We start from the raw sequence: 19,425 nt of genomic DNA on the forward strand, positions 1-19,425 counted from the left end.
TATTAACGCTTAATGGTTTTGAATTTTTGGGTTGTTGCAGTGAGTGCGACTTCAGTTGGCAAACGTTCCATCGAGCTAGCGCCATAAAAACCATGGCATTCAGGGCAGTTTGCTAATATATATTCCGCATCTTCAGGTGTTGCAATTGGACCACCATGGCACAGAACAATGACATCATCGCGTACTGCTTTTGCCGCTTTGGCCCAGTCATTGATTAAAGGTACGCAATCTTTAAGTGTTAGTGCCGTTTCTGCGCCAATATTCCCCCCAGTGGTTAAGCCCATATGAGGAACAATAATATCAGCACCGGCTTCGGTCATTGCTATCGCATCTTCACGGCTGAAAACATAAGGGGTGGTTAATAACCCTTTTTCATGGGCTAAACGGATCATATCGACTTCTAAGCCATATCCCATGCCGGTTTCTTCTAAGTTAGCCCTAAAGTTACCATCTATTAGGCCAACGGTTGGGAAATTTTGTACCCCAGCAAACCCTTTTGCTTTGATCTCGTCAAGAAAGTGGTCAAACTGGCAAAAAGGATCCGTACCGTTAACTCCAGCAAGTACAGGTGTGTGTTTTACAACAGGCAAGACTTCTTTTGCCATGTCCATCACGATTTCGTTAGCATTACCATAAGCCAGTAAGCCCGCGAGTGAACCGCGTCCAGCCATACGGTAGCGACCTGAGTTATAAATAACGATTAAGTCTATACCGCCAGCCTCTTCACATTTTGCGGATAGGCCGGTACCGGCACCACCACCAATAATTGGTTCGCCTCGAGCGATCATCTCTCTGAATTTTTTCAGTAAGCTTTCGCGATTATGTTTCATTGATGAACCTCTACTTGTTGTTCAAAATTTCCTGGTGTAATTGAATAACTTGTTCGCAAAACTCAATTGAGTTGATATGGTACGGACTCAAAATAAGTTTGCGTTTTTCTGTTGTTATAAGATTTTCGGTTAATGCATTGATAAAGGCTTGGTCTGCTTCTGGATCCCAGAATGGGGCACCTTCAATATCCAGTGCAGAGAAGCCGGCTGTTGGAATAATAAAGCGAATTTCCCCTTCACAGCGGTTAAGCTTATCGGCAATCCAACGACCCATTTGTTGATTTTCTTCTTTTGTTGTACGCATTAACGTAACTTGTGAATTATGGTTATAGAATAACCGGTCACGATAATGCTCTGGTACTGTCGATGGGCGACCAAAATTGACCATATCTAGCGCCCCGCATGACAGTACACAAGGTGTTTGTGTTCTTGCGATTGCGCCAAAACGATCTTCATCGCATGCTAAAACGCCACCAAACAGATAGTCACACACTTCCGTTGTCGTGATGTCTAATACGGAATCTAATAAGTGGCTATCAATTAATTTTTCCATGGCTTTACCGCCACTTCCCGTCGCATGGAAAACTAAGCAGTCATATTGTGATTCAAGTTGCTCGGTTAGCTGTTGAACACACGGGGTAGTGACGCCAAACATAGTTAGTGCAATAGCAGGTTTTGATGCCTCTTCATATTTATCTTCACGATTAAAATAAACGGCACCTGCAATTTGATTTGCAGCGTTTTTTAATACCTTACGAGAAATAACATTTAAACCTGAGACATCGGTGACCGAATACATCATTGAAATATCACTTGCACCGATATAACCGGATATATCCCCTGACGCCATCGTTGAAACCATCAGTTTAGGTATGCCAACAGGGAGCGCTTGCATTGCTGGAGTAATTAGCGCTGTACCACCGGAACCTCCTAAACCTAAAATAGCGGCAACATCATCTTGGGCACTGAGGTACAGACTAAAAGCCAGTGACATAGCTTCAATGGCTTTTCCTCTATCACCACAAAAAACGGCTTCAGCTCCGGAAGGATGGTAAGCCGCAACAGTGAGAGCCTTAATATCTGCATTTCTGTTTAGTTGAGTTGGTTGCGTCGTCAAATCTACTGAACGTACAGATAAACCTGCTTCTTTGATCAAATCGCAGACATAGAACAATTCATCGCTTTTAGTATCTAGCGTGGTTGCTATATAGATGTATCCCTGATGCTGTTTCATCGGAAAATCCTTACAGGTTAGGAAGATGTTTAATTTCTCATCTGAATGAGACTATAGTATCATTTTGGATAAAAGTAAAATGAGATTGCAGTCTCATTTTTGGGGTTTGTTTAAATATCATGATGTTATATTTTTATCTCAATGATAAATAAGCATTTTAAAATTTTAATGGCATATTAAAAACCGCATTTTTTATAACAGACGAACGATAACATTCTCATCGTTATTAATAAGCAGTAGCTGTAGCCATTGTAAAGTGTCATGATGAGTCACCCATTCACTATAGTAGCGAACATGTTTTAAAGGGAGGGAAACGATGTCATTCACATATTCTAATCATGAATATAAAGGAACAAGGAAGCGAACTTATAACTTATTGGTGAATACGGCACTGGCTCTTTTTGAAAAAGGGGATATGCCCTCTATTTCGGAGCTTGCTATTGAGGCGGGCGTATCAAGAGCGACAGCTTATCGCTATTTTCCAACGCAAAGTGATTTGATTGCGGCAACTGTTAATGCCAGTTTAGGGCCCATTTTGACATGGCGACCGCAAAGTGAAAAAACGGAAGAGCGTATTGAGGAGTTGCTGACATATGCACTCCCTAGAATGTTTGAGCATGAAGGCGTCTTGAGAGCCGCATTACAAGTATCGTTACAGCAGTGGGCACAAAGTCGCGCTCTGACGCAAGATCCTAAAGAAAAACCACTGGAAAGAGGAAACCGTAAAAATATCCTCGCGATGGTTACTGCGCCAATGAAAGATGACTATCCGCAAGATGTTATTGATAAAGTTATCAAAGCATTTTCAGTCATTTATGGCTCTGAAATCTTTCTAGTACTCAAAGATATTTGGAAGCAAGATGACGCTGAGGTGATTGAAATTGCACAGTGGATGGCGAAAGCGATTATTAACCAAGCCACAGCAGATAAAAATGCCCGAGAATGCTGAGGTATCGCATTAAAAGAACGGTAGGGGAAAACCTATCGTTCCTTATAGGTGGAGTTACAAAATAGGTGGAGTTACAAAGATTTCATAAAATAATATCTTTCATGTTTAATTGGGTAATCAATGAGTGTTGAGATCACCTGATAGCCCTGTTTCTCATAAAAAGGTTTTGCTTGGAAACTGAACGTATCGACTTGAGCATATTTGGCACCTAACTCTCTCGCTTTATTTTCCATCGCTTGTAGCAATTGTGAACCAATGCCTTGCTTCCTCAATGATTCTTCAAGCCAAAAGTAGTCAATTCGTAGCCAATTTCCGAGTATTGAACCTGTTATTCCGCCTAATATTGCCTCTTCTTGCTCATAAAATACGGCTAATGGAGAATGAATATCTTCACTGAAAAATTGTAAGTTATAGTTAATCAATGATTGATGTATATGTGCAATTTCAGATTTAGCAGGGGATGTTGTGACGCGTATTGCCATAATTTTTCTTATCTTTCAATGTAATGATAATTTATGAGTTTATATACTATTTAATAATTTAATGAATTTAAAGTATTAAGAAGATACTATTAAGACTATTACAGATGATATCGATGCGCTAAGTGCTCTTAGAGTAATAGGATTTCGCGATGATAAGATTATTGAAAATGGGCTTAGGCATTGCTATTTGTGCCTTAATTGGTGGAACCCTCACTTATCTTGGCGTACCTCTCGCTCTTATGTTTGGCCCAATCATTGCAGTGATTGTTTTTAATCGCTTCAACATTCAATTTGCTATCCCCAAATATACCCTCACATTTGTTCAGATATCATTAGGAACGTCTGTGGGACTGATGTTTAATCAAGTCTCATTAGGGCAAGCAGAGAATCTATTTCTACTTCTTCTGCTGTTGGTGGTCTGCTTGGCTGTCCAATTTTCATTCAGTTATTTTTGGTTTCACCGCAAAGTCGGATGGACAAAACAAGAAGCGATGCTGGGCTCTGTTCCGGGAGCCATGGCTGCCATATTAGCCTTAACAGATCATACGCATACGCCTCCACAAAAAATCGTGATTTCTCATACGATCCGTCTCATTATTTTAATTCTATTGGCAGGAATTGTGGTAGGTAGTCATGGGGATCCTCAGCCTCTGATTGTACTACCATCCTTAACATTGGAAGCGACCTTCTGGTTAACGGTGATTGTATTAACAGGACTAGGATTAGGCTTGGTATTGCAGCGAATGCATGTTCCTGCCCCCTTTATGTTGACATCATTAGGTGCCGCGACGTTGATCCAAGGCTGGCTTGATGTACAAATTCATTTTCCGGTGATGATCACTGAGCTCAGTATGGTTTTGATCGGGATGAATATTGGTAACCACTTTATTGTTTTTCCACTGTCGTCATTGATCAAAAATATCTATTCATCTGCCCAAGTGGTGGTGATTAATATCTTTTTAACCTTATTGATTACACTGTTTGCTGCATGGGTCACTGGCTATCCTCTATCGGTATTGCTGCTGGCTTGGGCGCCAGGAAGCATGGAAGCGATGACATTTGCGGCGATCACCATGAACCTTGATGCTGGATTTGTCATGTCAAATCACATCATTAGGATGGTAATTATTCAAAGTATCCCTTCGATAGTGATGTTTTGGCAAGAAAGACGCGTGAAGAAAAAGGAAGGTTGAAGTGAAATAATGATAACTCCCCTAGTGAAGGGGAGGGAATTATTTCACATAAGCAAACAAGCCTAATGAATCCCGGGCAAGAGATTGGCACTTAAATTCTTGTGATAGCGGGATACCTTTTAGGTCGTTGTAGCTTTCTTTGTTGAGCATGGTCATCTTGTGAGAATCGTAATCACCAAGATCCCATTTATTACTACGGGCAAAATAGACAATTGCGCGCTCAATTTCCCTATCAGGGATTTGTGAATAGCCACAATCATATTTTAGGTAGATAAAAACCGCCGTCAGATCGGCAAGATCTTCAGCTTCATTGGGGGTCAGTGCTCTGGCAGAATGTGTTATCCCTAACAGAGTAATGATGTAAAAAATCACAGTAAATTTGCGCATTCAATATTCTATCTGTTTTTTATGTCAAGTAACGTTAACATAATAATAGAATTGTTAGTCAAGTATATTTTTCTTAAATAAGTGTAATATACCCCTAACAACCCTATGGTTTCCTTGACCTTCCTGTAAGGGGAAGCTTTATCATTTTTAGATATTAAACCATATTTTGGCTCTAAACGGTAATAGCCTACAGTGCCATAGAATTTTTACTCGGTTTTTAATTTGATAAATAAAAGGAAGGTTATCAATGTTACGTCGCGATTTCATTAAGCTAAGTGCTATCGCTTATGCTGCAAGTGCACTGCCTGTGTGGAGCCGTATCGCTGTGGCTGCCGACAATTACCCGACACTGGCTATCCCACCTCTGATAGAACCTGATGCGCAAGGTAATCTTCAACTTGCGATTAAACAAGGAGTTTCTCAATTTGTTCCGGGTAAGAAAACAACAACGTGGGGGTATAACGGGGATCTACTCGGGCCAGCACTTAGCTTAAAAAATGGTCAAAACGTCAATATTCATATCGCTAATCAATTACCGGAAGAGACGACCGTTCACTGGCATGGCCTTGAAATATCAGGAGAACAGGATGGTGGACCGCAGGCAATTATTAAGCCAGGAGCTAGCCGCAAAGTTAATTTCACTGTAGATCAACCAGAAGCCACTTGTTGGTTCCACCCTCACACACACGGAAAAACAGGCCATCAAGTCGCCATGGGGCTTGCGGGTCTGGTTATCATTAAAGATGAGCAAAGCAATAAGCATGGATTGCCGAGTACCTGGGGTGTTGATGATATCCCTGTGATTTTACAGGACAAGCGTCTTAAGGATGATGGACAAATTGATTATCAATTAGATGTGATGAGCGCAGCGGTAGGTTGGTTTGGTGATCTCATGTTAACCAATGGCGCGGTATTCCCTAAGCACGTCGCGCCGAAAGGTTGGTTACGTTTCAGACTACTTAATGGCTGTAACGCACGTAGCTTGAATATCTCAACGAGTGATGGCCGCAAAATGTATGTGGTGGCGAGTGATGGTGGATTACTTGCGGAACCTATCGCAGTCACAGAGTTGCCGATTCTTATGGGGGAGAGGTTTGAAATCTTAATTGATGCAACGGATGGCCGCTCTTTCGATTTAGTGACATTACCGGTTAATCAAATGGGAATGACGCTTGCACCATTTGATCAACCTTTACCTGTACTGCATGTCGAAACCACGATGAGTGCGAGTGAGGGGCAGTTACCGACTCAGTTGGCAAGTTTACCAGCACTGCCTTCATTAGCTGGATTAACTCGTCGTCGTTTCCATTTAATGATGGATATGCGTTTGGATATGCAGGGTATGATGATGCTACGTGAGCGCTATGGTGACCAAGCTATGGGCAATATGGGGGGCCATGGTGGCATGATGCAAGGTCATATGATGCAGAACAGTGGTATGGATCATGGCAATATGGGCCATGGTAATATGGGGGGAATGCGTAATAGTGGCGGCCATTGTGGAACAAATTCAGGTGAGCTAGATATATACAACGCCAATACGATTAATGGACAAGCCTTTTCTATGACAGAAGCAGCCTTTAATGCTGCCATGAATCGACAAGAGCTATGGGTGATTTCGGGTCGTGGGGATATGATGTTGCATCCATTCCATGTTCATGGGACACGTTTCCGTATATTGAAAGAGAATGGTAGAGCCGTGGAACCACACAGACAAGGCTGGAAGGATATCGTTAAGGTTGAAGGCCAAGTCAGTGAGGTATTAGTTGAATTCAAACATCCCGCCACTAAACAGCATCCTTATATGGCTCATTGCCATTTATTAGAGCATGAAGATACAGGCATGATGATGGGATTCACTGTTAGCTAACAGGCTAACGGTTCATTAATTGTTGAGTATGTTAGGGGCTGACTATTGTGGATACTGTTAGCCCTTAACAATTAGAAAGTGAACAATAAAGCCATTTGGTTGTTGTTATTATTTATAGCTTATACGGCATGGTCTGTGGCACTGCGATGAGAGTGAAAATAGGCATGTCACTCATTAGGTCAATAATGGTTATTTGGGTAAAGGGTAGCGTAACGCAATTTCTGGTGTATTAGCGAGGATCCTACCGGAATGAAGACAAAGGTAACAAGCAATCTCTTCAGCACTGAATTCATCGTCTATCTCTTCATTGTTAAACCATTCATCTGGCCAATAAATCAAATCTGAAGCATTTGCATTGGGAAAATTGATATCTAGCAATTCCAATGCATGGCCTTGCTCTGCTTCGCTTCCTTTCGCACTGCAAATAAAATCGACAATCATGACAAGCTCATCGAACTTAAGGTCATCAATATAGGAGGATTGAAGGAGTGCGGAGCAGATAAAGTCTTGTTCGCTGATCCATGAAGGGTAATCTCTAAACTCATGAAATTCGAAAGTCCTGACTGCAATTTCATTCCATTGTGAAATGTGTTTTTGTACAGTTATATCGCATTCATTACGCTGATGGTGTTGGATTTCATGTGTGATTAGTTCTAATAGCGTTTTCAGGCGAGCAATCTTCTGTTTCTGGGGTTTTTGAGGGGCTAATCTTTGTGGTAAAGGCATCAACAATTTCCTTTTTGAGTTTGTGAGCTTTTATTTTATTCATTAAATAACGTTATCAATAGCCTTAAATTTCTCTTTTCTTGACGTTAATCGAAATTTATATCCAATTGTTTTGTAATTATTTATTTTGTTTTTGATGATTTTTATATCAATGTGTTTTGAATATCATTCTACGTATTTGATAAAATTTATAACAAGTCACAGGATCCTCTTTTACGACAAATGGTGAGTTCTGTTATACTTGCTGAAAATTTTGTTCTCATATTTTGTATGTTATTACTTTTTCGTTCTTAAATGTGCGAATTCTTTGATATGAAATATGATTTTTAGTATTGAAAACAAATAGGTATTGGTAAATTGAAACATACTCTTGAAGTTATGATCTCTGAAGAAGAGCTCAGCCAGCGAGTCAGTGAACTTGCTGAAAAAATTAGTGAGCATTATAAAAATATTGAAGGCGAGCTGGTATTAGTCGGCTTGTTAAAAGGCTCCTTTATTTTTATGGCTGACTTATGTCGTAAAATTGAAGCGCCTCATGAAGTCGACTTCATGACTGTTTCAAGTTATGGCAATGCGATGAATTCAAGTCGTGATGTTAAGATAGTCAAAGATTTAGATGAAGATATTCGTGGAAAGCATGTTTTGATTGTCGAAGATATCATTGATTCAGGTAATACCTTAAATAAGGTGCGCGAAATTTTTGAGTTGCGTGGTCCAAAATCAGTGGCTATCTGTACGCTACTCGATAAACCATCACGTCGTGAAGTGGATGTGCCAGTTGAATGGATTGGCTATTCGATTGAAGATAAATTTGTGGTGGGTTATGGCATCGATTACGCGCAGCAATATCGTCATTTACCCTATATTGGTCACGTTACACTGATCGAAGAGTAATCACTCACGCTACTCGTCATACGGCGCACAACAATCTTGGTGTTAGTACTCACTTGTACGAGTTTCCTCATAAAAAGGGCTGTTCTGATAAACAGCCCTTTTCGTTAGCTAAAGCATAAAACTTATTTTTTGTTTGTCAGTTTGGCGATAGCTTCACGATAGCACAATTCAAGTCTTTCTCGACTATCCGCTGTTGTGTGTAGGTCATGCAAGCGACCATTGTTGATACCGTAAACCCAACCATGGATCATCACTTTTTGCCCGCGTTTCCAAGCTGACTGCATAATGGTTGAATGACCAAGGTTATAAACTTGCTCAACAACGTTTAGTTCACATAAACGATTTAAACGTTCACAAGGTTTTAGTTCACCGAGCATCGAGCTATGTCGGTACCAAATATCACGGATATGCAGTAGCCAGTTATTGATTAAGCCAAGCTCTGTATTGTCAACAGCAGCCTCAATACCACCACATCCATAGTGGCCGCAGATGATAATATGCTCAACCTGAAGAACATCAACAGCGTATTGGATGACCGATAAGCAGTTTAGGTCAGTGTGAATAACTAAGTTAGCAACATTACGGTGAACGAAAAGATCACCTGGCGCCGCATTAATTAATTTTTCAGCAGGTACTCGGCTGTCTGAACACCCTATCCATAAGAATCTTGGCTTTTGAGCTTTAGATAACTCTTTAAAGAATTCAGGATTTTTTTCATTTACAGAAGCTGACCATGCTTCGTTGTTAGCAAACAGCTCTTCAATTTTTCTCATCATGACGTATAGCCTAGTTGTGTTACTTTACGGTAAAATCTTATACAACATTTATTTATTAATTAATATTCAGTTATATTAATTTTTACATTCCTATGATGCATATTTCATTCTGATTAGACAATATTGATATAGCTAACCAATTGAATTAGCTAGCATATGCCTATTTTCTCTTTTCTGCATAACAGTGATCAGGAAAAAATGGCATCATAGTATTATATTGCTCCTAAACCTACCCAAGAATAAAGGTGTTTTTTAAATATGACTTACGCACTTGAGTTATCGCAGCTAACCAAAACCTATTCCGGTGGGGTGAAAGCCTTACGAGGGATTGACCTAAGCGTAGAAGATGGTGACTTTTATGCGTTACTTGGCCCTAATGGCGCGGGTAAGTCCACCACAATAGGAATCATTAGCTCATTGGTCAATAAAACGAGTGGGTCTGTTAAGGTTTTTGGTTATGATTTAGACAAACAAGTCGTGCAAGCCAAACAACAACTAGGATTGGTTCCTCAAGAATTTAATTTTAACCCTTTCGAATCGGTGTTACAGATAGTATTGAATCAAGCTGGCTATTACGGTGTTCCTCGTGCAGTCGCGCATCAACGTGCCCAAACATACCTAACTCAGCTGGATTTATGGGAAAAACGTAATGAGCGTGCTCGTAATTTATCAGGGGGGATGAAACGCCGCTTAATGATTGCACGAGCTTTGATGCATGAACCTAAGTTATTAATTTTAGATGAACCTACAGCAGGGGTCGATATTGAATTACGTCGCTCTATGTGGAGTTTTTTGAAAAAGCTTAATGCTCAAGGCACGACGATTATTTTGACGACACATTATCTTGAAGAAGCTGAAATGCTTTGCCGCAATATCGGCATTATTCAACACGGCGAACTGGTTGAGAACACCAGTATGAAGCAGTTATTAAGTCAGTTGGAATCAGAAACGTTTATTTTTGATTTGGGAACGAGAAGCCCAATACCTGATCTGAAGGGATATGAGACGCGTTTACTGGATACATCCACTTTAGAAGTGGATGTCAAAAGAGAGCAAGGGCTTAACGGCGTATTTAGCCAGCTTAATGAACAAGGTGTGGAAATTTTGAGCATGCGCAATAAAGCCAATCGATTGGAAGAACTTTTTGTGAATTTAGTCAAAAAAGACAGTGATGCTACGCATATGGAGGAAGCACAATGATTTCTCTGTATTGGGTTGCATTAAAAACTATTTGGATAAAAGAGGTGACCCGTTTTGGTCGCATATGGGTACAAACGTTATTACCGCCAGTCATTACCATGTCTCTCTATTTTGTTATTTTTGGGAACCTGATCGGTTCGCGAATTGGTGATATGGGCGGGGTGGACTATATGCAGTTTATTGTCCCCGGTTTGATTATGATGGCCGTAATCACCAATTCCTACTCCAATGTTTGTTCCTCGTTTTTTGGTTCTAAGTTCCAGAAAAATATTGAAGAGTTGCTTGTTGCACCTGTACCAACGCATGTCATTATTGCTGGATTTGTCGGGGGAGGCGTCGCTCGTGGTATTTTAGTTGGATTATTGGTGACTATCGTTTCGCTATTTTTTATCCCTCTACAAGTGCATTCTTGGGGAATGGTCGTCATCACGTTGCTATTAACGGCAATTGTTTTCTCACTTGCAGGCTTATTGAATGCCATTTTTGCGAAAACATTTGATGATATTAGTATCGTTCCTACGTTTGTGTTGACGCCGTTAACCTATTTAGGGGGGGTCTTCTATTCGCTTTCATTATTGCCGCCGTTTTGGCAGGCCGTATCAAAATTAAACCCAATTGTTTATATGATTAGTGGCTTTAGGTACGGTTTTTTAGGCATTGCGGATGTATCAATTGCTGTGACATTAGGCGTGTTGCTGGTCTTTTTGATTGTTTTTTATGCGCTGACTTGGTATTTAATTGAACAAGGTCGCGGCTTAAGAAGCTAATAACATCGTTTTATTCTATAAAAGTTCAATAATACAGCCTCCTAATAGTTGAGAATCAATTGTTTGGAGGCTTATTTTTTGTACACTACTCGATATTTAAAGCCCTATTTATCGCTGTGTGAATGTTGATATTTAACCAAAACCAATGACTGTTAAATATACACAGAAAATTTTAAGTGTTTTTACTTATTTAATCTCTCTCAAAAATAGTGCCCTACAGAAATAATAACATCCATTAATAAGAAAAATAAAAATAATGATGCATTGGCTATGTGTGTTCAAATGTAACGAACAAAAAAAATTAGAAGAATTTAAATATTAAATTTAAGTTTATTTTCGAGCTAACAAAAATTATTTTCCATAAAAAACTTTTGATTATATTGGATTTTATTTTTTTTGTGAATTATTGCATCTAAAATATCTCTTTTGTTGGTGTAATATAGGGTAATATTGCGTTACATTTATGTATTTTTAGATAATATAGATTACGATGGTTGTGATGGATTATTTGTTTGTGTATTTGTCATTTTTAGGGGTTTAATTTTTATTGTTGTGTTTTGATTTTTGTTTTGTTGGTGTTTTATGGTGACCTATTGCAAATGTTTATTTTTATCGGATAAGCTGGATTTTCAATATAAATTGAATATACTCCATTTAGGTGTTTAGGTATGAAAATAACTTCATTAAACTATGTAATTTCATAGTTATATGGCAATAAAAACTAAGATAATAAATTATATATTTTAGGAGTCATCAAGATGAAACTAAATAAAGTCTTATTAGTTACTTCAGCTATTACTATGTCCTTATTTGTCGGTGCTGCAAATGCCGATGTCACTGATGGTAAAGAAACCGGAACTATTCATTTTAAGGGGCAATTTGTTGATTCTACTTGCTCGATCGAAACAAATAATGAAAATTCTAATGAAGGAACTGTACAATTAGGTACGTGGCTTGTTAGCAATCTGCAAAATGCAAATGAGACAACAACACCAACAAAATTTGTGATCGCATTGAATGGCTGCCCTGATGTCATTAAAAAAGCCAAAATCACTTTCTCTGGTACAGCTAACGCAACAAACCCTAGCTTATATAAAACGACAACAGATGTAGGCGCTGGAATTGGTATTACCCATAATGAGAGTGATACAGCGTATATTACTCCTGGTGAGCCAGCGGGTGAAATTGAACTTACTGGTGCAAGTAATAGTGGAGAAAAAGCGTACTACGCGCGTTATGTCACAACAGAGGCCGCTAAAGCGGGCGCAGCTAACGCAGATGTTACTGTCACTATTTCCTATAACCAATAATGCAAGATGAATAGCCATTATTAATGTGGGAGATTGTTCCCACATTAATTTAACCATGTCGAATAAGCATTAACGGAGTTAGGTTGGTTTTCCGCTAACCATTGAGTAAATTTACTCCGTATTTATAGGATATGTTATGTTTAAAATAGTAATATCAGCGGTTGTTGCATTTTTTTTGATGATGACGCAAGCATATGCAAGTGTTGTTCTTGGTGGTACCCGCGTTATTTATGATGCAAACAGCAAAGAAGCTTCAATTTCTGTACGTAATAATGACAAACGCCCTTACTTGATCCAATCATGGATTGATAACTTTGAGGGACAAAATCAAGCCAAATTACCTTTTGTAATAACACCACCATTATTTCGTATCGAACCAGAATCAACTAACTCTTTGCGGATTGTCTATACAGGCAAAGATCTTCCCGAAGATAGAGAGTCTATTTTTTGGCTAAATGTAAAATCCATTCCCCCAACGGATCCAAAAGCAAAAAATAACTTAACTATTTCAATTAACAATAGAATTAAATTAATTTATCGCCCTAAATCTTTATTTAACTCAGACGCCGAAAACGCTTATAAAAAAGTCACATTTGAAAGAAATGGCAATATGTTAGTGGGCAAAAATCCAACACCTTATTATGTGTCTTTCAGTGATTTGCAGGTAGGAAATAAGTCTATCAATGAACCCGCGATGCTTCCTCCTATGGGTGAACAATCATGGAATATTTCCGGTGCACAAGGTAATAAAGTTATGTGGAAGGCAGTGTCTGATGCGGGCGCTATTACCGACAGCCAAGAGCAAACACTAAAATAATAAAAACCATATCAGGTATGGAATTTTGCCACTATGCTAATTTTTAGAGAAAAAGCGTTAATACAACAAAATTTAGTATCCATATTTGAATTTAGAAAGATGAATCCTCATTTGTTTGGCAAATTTATCGCGAGCTTAACAATACCGGTGAGTGTGGTATTTGTCTCGGGAGCTTTTGCTGATGACTACTTCAGCCCGCATTCATTAACCCCTGTTAATGGACAAGATGTTGCTGAATTACAAAGCTTAGAGCAATTCTCGACACCGGGTGGGCAGAAGGCAGGGGAATATCATGTCGATATCATACTAAATGGGCTGAAAGTCGGCTCTGAATCCCTTATGTTTATTAATAATGGGGAAAATCACAAACTCGTCCCTGTTTTAACTAAAAGTGAACTAGAAAATTGGGGGGTGGATGTAAAACATATCGCTAGTTTTGATAAATTATCAGATGATCAGCCCATTGATGATATTTCTCATTATATACCAGATGCTTATACACGGCTTCAATTAACCCAGCAGAAGCTGATGATATCTGTTCCGCAAATAGCGATGAGCAAAAAAGCGTCAGGTACGGTTGATCCTAGCTTATGGAATGATGGTATTCCTGCACTGGTACTGAGCTATTTCTATCGAGGCTCTAATACATGGTATAAATCCTCCAGTGCGGACAGCTCTTCCCATTATGTTAATTTACGTAGTGGGCTAAATATTGGTCCTTGGCGTTTAAAAAATTATTCGACCTATTCTTATCAGGATAATCGAAGCCAATGGCAAAATATCGAAACCTATCTTGAACGTGGTATTAATTCAATAAAATCCCAATTAACGATTGGGGATACCTCAACACCGAATGATATATTTGATGGTTTTCAATTTCGCGGGATAAAACTGGCCTCTGATGAATCAATGATCCCCAGCTCATTGCGTGGTTTTGCGCCGATAATTAGGGGAATAGCACAAAGCAATGCTGAAGTGACCATCAAACAAAATGACTACATTATTTACCAATCCTATGTCTCACCAGGCCCATTTGAAATTAATGACCTTTACTCAACGGGAACCAGTGGCGACTTAACCGTGACAGTCAAAGAAGCGGATGGCAGTGAACGCTCGTTTGTTGTTCCCTTTTCCTCTCTCGCGATTATGCAACGTGAAGGGCAATTTAAATATTCGGTAACTGGGGGGAAATTTAAACAAAATAGCAGTAGTAAAGAACCTAATTTTGCGCAAATGACGGCTATTTATGGTTTACCAAAAGGGGTCACAGCTTACGGTGGTGGATTGTTTTCAGACGATTATCAATCATACGCAGCGGGTTTGGGGTTAAATTTAGGCTATGTAGGCGCGTTATCAGCAGATGTTACTCAAGCAAAAACAAAATTTTCACAATTTAATCATCAACGAAAAACGGGGCAGTCATACCGTTTTCAATATACTAAAAATATGTTGTCGACAGGTACAACATTAACTTTTGCGGGTTACCGTTATTCAACTGAGGGTTTTTATACTTTCTCAGAGGCCAATTCAAACAATTATAATGACCGCCTGTATAACAAAAAAAATCGTTATCAAGCCATGATTAACCAAAGTTTAGGGGACTATGGCAATATTTATGCCTCTGCTTACCAGCAGGATTTTTGGAATCAACGAGGGCAAGAGCGTACGGTAAATACAGGCTATAGCAATAGCCACAAAGGTTATTTATACACATTTAACTATAGTTACTCGGATTTTGCAGGCAATAACAAAGCTGATCATCAATTTGTCTTTTCCTTAAGTATACCTCTTAGTGGATCTGCTTTTGGTGATAGCATGCTAAATATGTCTATGAGTAGTAATAACCATGGCGATAGCAATTATATGGCCGGTTTAAGCGGCTCATTGTTAGAAGATAAGAACCTAAACTATTCCGTTCAGCAGTCGTATGGTAATCGTAACCAGCGAGCCCAAGGTAATGCATCATTATCCTATAAAAGTGGTTATGGGATAGCGAATGCCGGTTATAGTTATGACCGATTTTCACAGCGCGCTAATTACGGTTTAAATGGCGCCATTGTTGTACATTCTGACGGCGTGACATTATCACAACCTATTTATGACTCGTTCGCTATTGTTAAAGCGCCAGGAGCAGAAGGCGTTAAAATTCAAAATAAAACAGGGATTCGTACCGATAGTCGTGGCTATGCGATCGTCCCTTATTTAAATGCCTACGCACAGAATGAAATTTCATTAGATACAACCTCATTACCGGATAATGTTGACCTACAAAAAAATTCAGCCACGCTAATACCGACAAAAGGTGCGGCTATGCTAGCAGAGTTTAAAACTTACACAGGATATCGGATTTTATTCAATGTTTCCTATCATGCTAGAGCGATTCCTTTTGGTTCAGTTGGGCAATTAGTTTCGGATCACCCTGAAATCAGTAGTAGTGGCATTGTTGGCGATAATGGCGATATTTATCTAAGTGGCATGCCAGAAAAAGGGAAAATCCATATTAAATGGGGGAATCATTCTAACGAGCAATGTACAGCACATTACCAATTGAATGACAAAGAAAAGCAAATGCCAGTCGCATCATTACAGATAATATGTGAATAAAGGGAAACTAATGCATAGATTAATGTCAAAAACACCATTTATCCTGTTTGTGCTGGGATTGCTATTTAGCTGCATGAATATGGCTAGGGCCTCAGATATAAGTCCAGACATTGATATACCAGATTCTAAATTATCTTTTGGTACTGCGGAAGCTGAAATGGCATCAGGAGAAATAATCGGTGAAGGGTGGCAAATCTACTCAGGAATAGCCTGTGACAGTAATCTAAATAATCCTAATGAGAGAGAAAACTTCGAATATTTTATGATACGTGATGGCTCTTCACGAGAGACTGGGCTAACGATAAATTATGATGGCGTGTCATTTCCTGTTTATGCGAGTACTGTTAAAGGAATTGGTTATGCATGGGGGTTTAGGGAAGAAGGCCAACGGAAATGGCAACCCCTCTTACATGGTACTAATGGCCTTAAATATGAAATACATAAGCCGAGCCCTAGATTAAATCTTGAAATTGCTTATGCGCGGGTGAGAGTTGACGGTATTCCCCCTCTTGGAAAGACAAACATTACTCGAGATGCTCGAGCATTTATCCAATGTTATAAAATGGATAACAAAAATATCATTTACTATGGTTATGTCAGTAATGGTTATACTGATTTGACATCAACAGCCTCTACTTGCGAGATTGATACGAGACGATTAAATGTTGACTTGGGTGAACATGACCTTAACGAAGTTAATAAATTATCTACGGGATCACATTTTGGATCAGCGGAAGAAAATGTTGATATGAGATGTAATGCGGGTATTCGGGTGTATGTTTCTATTGGCGAATATGGACGAACCCCGAGTATAGGCCGAGATGTCATTGAGTTAACTGATAATTCTAATTCTCCCGGTTATGGCGTGCAGGTTTTTCATGGGGATGACCCTACGCCATTAAAAATTGGTGGGGACAGCAATGTGATTGGTAAATACCATCGATTTTTATTTCGTTCCGAACAAGGAAATAAGCTTTATAGCGTCCCCTTTATTTTTAAATATATAAAAACAGCTTATACCGTCAAACCTAGTTCTGGAAATGCGGCATTAACAATGACGTTTGTCTATGATTAAGGACCTGATGTCATGAAACAGCGCGATAAATTGATACGTTATTTTCTGACCATGTCGCTGCTTTCCTGCATGGTCAATCATGCCACGGCAATGGTGAATATTCATTATAAAGGGAGTATTAAATACTCCACTTGTGGCATTAAAACACAGAATATCAATGTTGATTTGGGCACATGGTTAACGAAAAGCCAAAATGGTTTTGGCAGTGCACAAAATACCCAATCAGATTGGGTTGAATTTACACTTGAGTTTGAGTGCCCTGACTCAATGAGTCTATTGAATGGCCAATTTCAAGGTGCTTCAGAGTCCAGTGGAAAATATTTATCTCTCGATAAAGGTAATGGTTATTCGACAGGAGCAGCGATTGAAATACAAAGTTATGAAAATGCGTCTCATCGCTGGGTCAATCGAAATATCAATACGCTTTATAACTTCATGAAAAATGAAGCGGTTAATAAAGGTAATACGTCGTTAAAGGTTAGGGCGCGTTATGTTCAAACCAATACTAAGCTTACACAAGGTAAGGCTAATGCGTCGGTTACCTTTGTCGTACAGGCAAATTAATATGGCGATAAAAAAATACTCGGTATTGCGTTGGTCGGCTTGTTGGGACTGACACTCAATCAAGCGTATGGATATCACACGCTAGTGAATATTACAGGTTCAGTCAAAGCAGCCACCTGTGATCTTACCTCAAAGGAAAGTGAAGATATTAAATTAGGGGATATTTATCTCAGTTCAACAGGATTTGGTGGCAATATTGGTTCTACCAGTGAAAAAAAAGATTGGTCGATTACGTTGAAATGCCCAAGTGATATTCCGGTGATTTTTATACCTGAGGGGAATAGCTATTTAGGGCATTCAAGTGTACTTGCTCTCAACGCAGAAAGCGGCAGTGCGACGGGCGTAGGTATAGAGACTGAATATTTTACAGAAAGTGGTAACTGGAAAGTATTAGAGCTAAACAAACGAAATGAAATCATCAAAACGGTTAAGAAGGATGGTGATATTGCGATTTTAATGCGTGGCTATTATAAGCAAATGGAAGAGAAAGTGACCTCAGGTAGCGCGAATGCATCGATGACAATCGACATTGTTTATCAATAACCATGTATTTGATGATGACGATTCAAACCAAGATAAAGTTTGTGACGCTTATCTTGGTTTTTGTTTTTGGGGTTCACTACAATCATTTGCTGTCGTAATGCGACTGTCAATAGTCGTTATTATTAAGGTTACTTAAAGTAAGTGTAAAAAAATAATACAAAAAAGAGTAAAGGTCAGAGTATTTATAAGTACAATTCCATATAACTAACGCATTGATATTATTCTATTTTTTCAATCCTACCACTTTATGTTTATTTTTTGATGTCGATCAAAAAATAAAAGTCATTTATAACAATGAATTATAGAGTTCTAAAGTATTTTTTAGAGCATCGTAAATTTACATTTAGAAAAATTTACATAAACTCATCATCATTTCTATCCTATATACTCACTTTACTTGTTACTCATAATGTGGGTTACAAGATTTAATAATATTGATTCTTTTTTTTACTCAAAATGCTTTTGAAATTTATCAATTAAGCTTTAGGAGAGTATTGTCTGATGCGCCCTATTAATTCATTGATAAATGACTAATAGAGTTACATTTACTGATAAGAGTATAAAGGTATATTCATGAAAACATTATCAACGAAAAAAATGATTATGGCTGTTATTGCTTCCGCATTTGCATTTTCAGCTACTGCTACAGCAGCAGAACAAAATGGCACAATTTCATTTAAAGGGCTTATTTATAATGCGACTTGTACCATTAACTTAAACGATAGTTATTCACCGAATGCTGAAGTCAAAATGGGACGTTTTGCAACGAGTGAATTTAGTGATGAAGGTGATGAAGTTGGTGGTACTGGTGGTGATGGTAAATTAAAAGTTGAATTAGTTGATTGCCCAGACCAAGGAACCGTTTCTATTAATTTGACGGGTAATGCAAATCGCTATGATGACACTATTTTAGAATTAGATAATAAAGGCAGTACTAATGTAGCAAAAAATATTGGTATCCGTATTTATCGTGAAGATCAGCCATCTAGAGCTTTAAAAGTCAATGGTAGTAAAAGTGAAGATATTAAAGTGAATGGTTCTAGTTCTGAATGGCGTGGAACTTTCATCGCAAAATATGTTAGTACGGATGATACAGTAGAAGCAGGCCAAGCTAACGCAACATTAAATTATAAAATTACTTATAAATAATTTGCTAACGCAGATTATTAATTATGAATTATTAATCTGCGTTAACTTTTCTATC

The 19,425-nt window shown here is 38.7% G+C and carries 19 protein-coding genes; 13 read left to right on the forward strand and 6 right to left on the reverse strand.

Annotated elements, in window-relative coordinates; translation table 11 throughout:
- Positions 1-2 precede the first annotated feature (2 nt).
- A complete protein-coding gene (locus tag O7C57_RS05535; RefSeq protein ID WP_154623571.1) occupies positions 3-830 on the reverse strand; it encodes a phosphoenolpyruvate hydrolase family protein in 828 nt (275 codons plus the stop codon).
- Positions 831-840: 10 nt separating this feature from the next.
- A complete protein-coding gene (locus O7C57_RS05540; protein ID WP_154623570.1) occupies positions 841-2,064 on the reverse strand; it encodes a Tm-1-like ATP-binding domain-containing protein in 1,224 nt (407 codons plus the stop codon).
- 316 nt (positions 2,065-2,380) lie between these two features.
- Between O7C57_RS05540 and O7C57_RS05545 the strand changes: the two genes are divergently transcribed.
- Positions 2,381-3,013 carry a TetR/AcrR family transcriptional regulator gene (locus tag O7C57_RS05545; RefSeq protein WP_154623569.1) on the forward strand — a complete coding sequence of 211 codons (633 nt, stop codon included), beginning with the start codon at positions 2,381-2,383 and terminating at the stop codon, positions 3,011-3,013.
- Positions 3,014-3,084: 71 nt separating this feature from the next.
- Here the strand turns inward: O7C57_RS05545 and O7C57_RS05550 are convergent, their stop codons facing one another.
- On the reverse strand, positions 3,085-3,495 hold the full coding sequence (locus tag O7C57_RS05550; RefSeq protein WP_154623568.1) for a GNAT family N-acetyltransferase: 411 nt from the start codon (positions 3,493-3,495) through the stop codon (positions 3,085-3,087).
- A gap of 149 nt (positions 3,496-3,644) precedes the next feature.
- Here O7C57_RS05550 and O7C57_RS05555 point away from each other — a divergent pair, with 149 nt between their 5' ends.
- Positions 3,645-4,688, forward strand: a complete 1,044-nt coding sequence (locus O7C57_RS05555; protein ID WP_154622591.1) for an AbrB family transcriptional regulator — start codon at positions 3,645-3,647, stop codon at positions 4,686-4,688.
- A gap of 39 nt (positions 4,689-4,727) precedes the next feature.
- Here O7C57_RS05555 and O7C57_RS05560 read toward each other — a convergent pair whose 3' ends face one another.
- On the reverse strand, positions 4,728-5,075 hold the full coding sequence (locus O7C57_RS05560; protein ID WP_154622590.1) for a YacC family pilotin-like protein: 348 nt from the start codon (positions 5,073-5,075) through the stop codon (positions 4,728-4,730).
- A 247-nt stretch (positions 5,076-5,322) separates the two neighbouring features.
- On the opposite strand from O7C57_RS05560, the gene cueO reads away from it, so the two are divergent.
- Positions 5,323-6,945: a multicopper oxidase CueO gene (gene cueO, locus O7C57_RS05565; protein ID WP_269723751.1), complete on the forward strand. Its 1,623-nt coding sequence runs from the start codon at positions 5,323-5,325 to the stop codon at positions 6,943-6,945.
- 189 nt (positions 6,946-7,134) lie between these two features.
- On the opposite strand, the gene O7C57_RS05570 is transcribed toward cueO, so the two are convergent.
- The gene (locus O7C57_RS05570) at positions 7,135-7,671 is read right to left on the reverse strand and encodes a hypothetical protein (protein ID WP_154622588.1); all 537 of its coding nucleotides are present in this window, start codon (positions 7,669-7,671) and stop codon (positions 7,135-7,137) included.
- 357 nt (positions 7,672-8,028) lie between these two features.
- Here O7C57_RS05570 and hpt point away from each other — a divergent pair, with 357 nt between their 5' ends.
- Entirely contained in the window at positions 8,029-8,565 is a 537-nt protein-coding gene (hpt, locus tag O7C57_RS05575; protein ID WP_269723752.1) for a hypoxanthine phosphoribosyltransferase, read from the forward strand.
- A 122-nt stretch (positions 8,566-8,687) separates the two neighbouring features.
- Here the strand turns inward: hpt and can are convergent, their stop codons facing one another.
- Positions 8,688-9,341 (reverse strand): carbonate dehydratase, encoded by a 654-nt coding sequence (gene can / locus O7C57_RS05580; RefSeq protein WP_154622715.1) that lies wholly within the window; start codon positions 9,339-9,341, stop codon positions 8,688-8,690.
- Positions 9,342-9,599: 258 nt separating this feature from the next.
- On the opposite strand from can, the gene O7C57_RS05585 reads away from it, so the two are divergent.
- The 9 genes from O7C57_RS05585 to O7C57_RS05625 all read left to right on the forward strand — a co-directional run bounded on the left by O7C57_RS05585 (position 9,600) and on the right by O7C57_RS05625 (position 19,370).
- Positions 9,600-10,541 carry an ABC transporter ATP-binding protein gene (locus O7C57_RS05585; RefSeq protein WP_154622524.1) on the forward strand — a complete coding sequence of 314 codons (942 nt, stop codon included), beginning with the start codon at positions 9,600-9,602 and terminating at the stop codon, positions 10,539-10,541.
- Positions 10,538-11,308 carry an ABC transporter permease gene (locus O7C57_RS05590; protein WP_154622523.1) on the forward strand — a complete coding sequence of 257 codons (771 nt, stop codon included), beginning with the start codon at positions 10,538-10,540 and terminating at the stop codon, positions 11,306-11,308. Before O7C57_RS05585 ends, O7C57_RS05590 begins: the two co-directional genes overlap by 4 nt.
- Before the next feature lie 758 nt (positions 11,309-12,066).
- On the forward strand, positions 12,067-12,618 hold the full coding sequence (locus tag O7C57_RS05595) for a fimbrial protein (protein ID WP_154624220.1): 552 nt from the start codon (positions 12,067-12,069) through the stop codon (positions 12,616-12,618).
- Between the two features lie 136 nt (positions 12,619-12,754).
- Positions 12,755-13,435: a fimbrial biogenesis chaperone gene (locus O7C57_RS05600; RefSeq protein ID WP_154624219.1), complete on the forward strand. Its 681-nt coding sequence runs from the start codon at positions 12,755-12,757 to the stop codon at positions 13,433-13,435.
- Positions 13,436-13,468: 33 nt separating this feature from the next.
- Entirely contained in the window at positions 13,469-16,039 is a 2,571-nt protein-coding gene (locus O7C57_RS05605; RefSeq protein ID WP_269723753.1) for a fimbria/pilus outer membrane usher protein, read from the forward strand.
- 10 nt (positions 16,040-16,049) lie between these two features.
- The gene (locus O7C57_RS05610; RefSeq protein ID WP_269723754.1) at positions 16,050-17,114 is read left to right on the forward strand and encodes a fimbrial protein; all 1,065 of its coding nucleotides are present in this window, start codon (positions 16,050-16,052) and stop codon (positions 17,112-17,114) included.
- A 12-nt stretch (positions 17,115-17,126) separates the two neighbouring features.
- Positions 17,127-17,678, forward strand: a complete 552-nt coding sequence (locus O7C57_RS05615) for a fimbrial protein (RefSeq protein ID WP_154624216.1) — start codon at positions 17,127-17,129, stop codon at positions 17,676-17,678.
- A gap of 30 nt (positions 17,679-17,708) precedes the next feature.
- Complete coding sequence (locus O7C57_RS05620; protein WP_269723755.1) at positions 17,709-18,221, forward strand: fimbrial protein; 513 nt, start codon at positions 17,709-17,711, stop codon at positions 18,219-18,221.
- 573 nt (positions 18,222-18,794) lie between these two features.
- Complete coding sequence (locus O7C57_RS05625) at positions 18,795-19,370, forward strand: fimbrial protein (protein ID WP_154635637.1); 576 nt, start codon at positions 18,795-18,797, stop codon at positions 19,368-19,370.
- Positions 19,371-19,425 lie beyond the last annotated feature (55 nt).

Source organism: Providencia sp. 21OH12SH02B-Prov, from assembly GCF_027362595.1.
Taxonomy (GTDB): domain Bacteria; phylum Pseudomonadota; class Gammaproteobacteria; order Enterobacterales; family Enterobacteriaceae; genus Providencia; species Providencia zhejiangensis.

Coding starts and splice junctions, on each gene's coding strand:
- O7C57_RS05535 (WP_154623571.1), bottom strand. CDS start 830: ATGAAACATAATCGCGAAAGCTTACTGAAAAAATTCAGAGAGATGATC.
- O7C57_RS05540 (WP_154623570.1), bottom strand. CDS start 2,064: ATGAAACAGCATCAGGGATACATCTATATAGCAACCACGCTAGATACT.
- O7C57_RS05545 (WP_154623569.1), top strand. CDS start 2,381: ATGTCATTCACATATTCTAATCATGAATATAAAGGAACAAGGAAGCGA.
- O7C57_RS05550 (WP_154623568.1), bottom strand. CDS start 3,495: ATGGCAATACGCGTCACAACATCCCCTGCTAAATCTGAAATTGCACAT.
- O7C57_RS05555 (WP_154622591.1), top strand. CDS start 3,645: ATGATAAGATTATTGAAAATGGGCTTAGGCATTGCTATTTGTGCCTTA.
- O7C57_RS05560 (WP_154622590.1), bottom strand. CDS start 5,075: ATGCGCAAATTTACTGTGATTTTTTACATCATTACTCTGTTAGGGATA.
- cueO (WP_269723751.1), top strand. CDS start 5,323: ATGTTACGTCGCGATTTCATTAAGCTAAGTGCTATCGCTTATGCTGCA.
- O7C57_RS05570 (WP_154622588.1), bottom strand. CDS start 7,671: ATGCCTTTACCACAAAGATTAGCCCCTCAAAAACCCCAGAAACAGAAG.
- can (WP_154622715.1), bottom strand. CDS start 9,341: ATGATGAGAAAAATTGAAGAGCTGTTTGCTAACAACGAAGCATGGTCA.
- O7C57_RS05585 (WP_154622524.1), top strand. CDS start 9,600: ATGACTTACGCACTTGAGTTATCGCAGCTAACCAAAACCTATTCCGGT.
- O7C57_RS05590 (WP_154622523.1), top strand. CDS start 10,538: ATGATTTCTCTGTATTGGGTTGCATTAAAAACTATTTGGATAAAAGAG.
- O7C57_RS05595 (WP_154624220.1), top strand. CDS start 12,067: ATGAAACTAAATAAAGTCTTATTAGTTACTTCAGCTATTACTATGTCC.
- O7C57_RS05600 (WP_154624219.1), top strand. CDS start 12,755: ATGTTTAAAATAGTAATATCAGCGGTTGTTGCATTTTTTTTGATGATG.
- O7C57_RS05605 (WP_269723753.1), top strand. CDS start 13,469: ATGCTAATTTTTAGAGAAAAAGCGTTAATACAACAAAATTTAGTATCC.
- O7C57_RS05610 (WP_269723754.1), top strand. CDS start 16,050: ATGCATAGATTAATGTCAAAAACACCATTTATCCTGTTTGTGCTGGGA.
- O7C57_RS05615 (WP_154624216.1), top strand. CDS start 17,127: ATGAAACAGCGCGATAAATTGATACGTTATTTTCTGACCATGTCGCTG.
- O7C57_RS05625 (WP_154635637.1), top strand. CDS start 18,795: ATGAAAACATTATCAACGAAAAAAATGATTATGGCTGTTATTGCTTCC.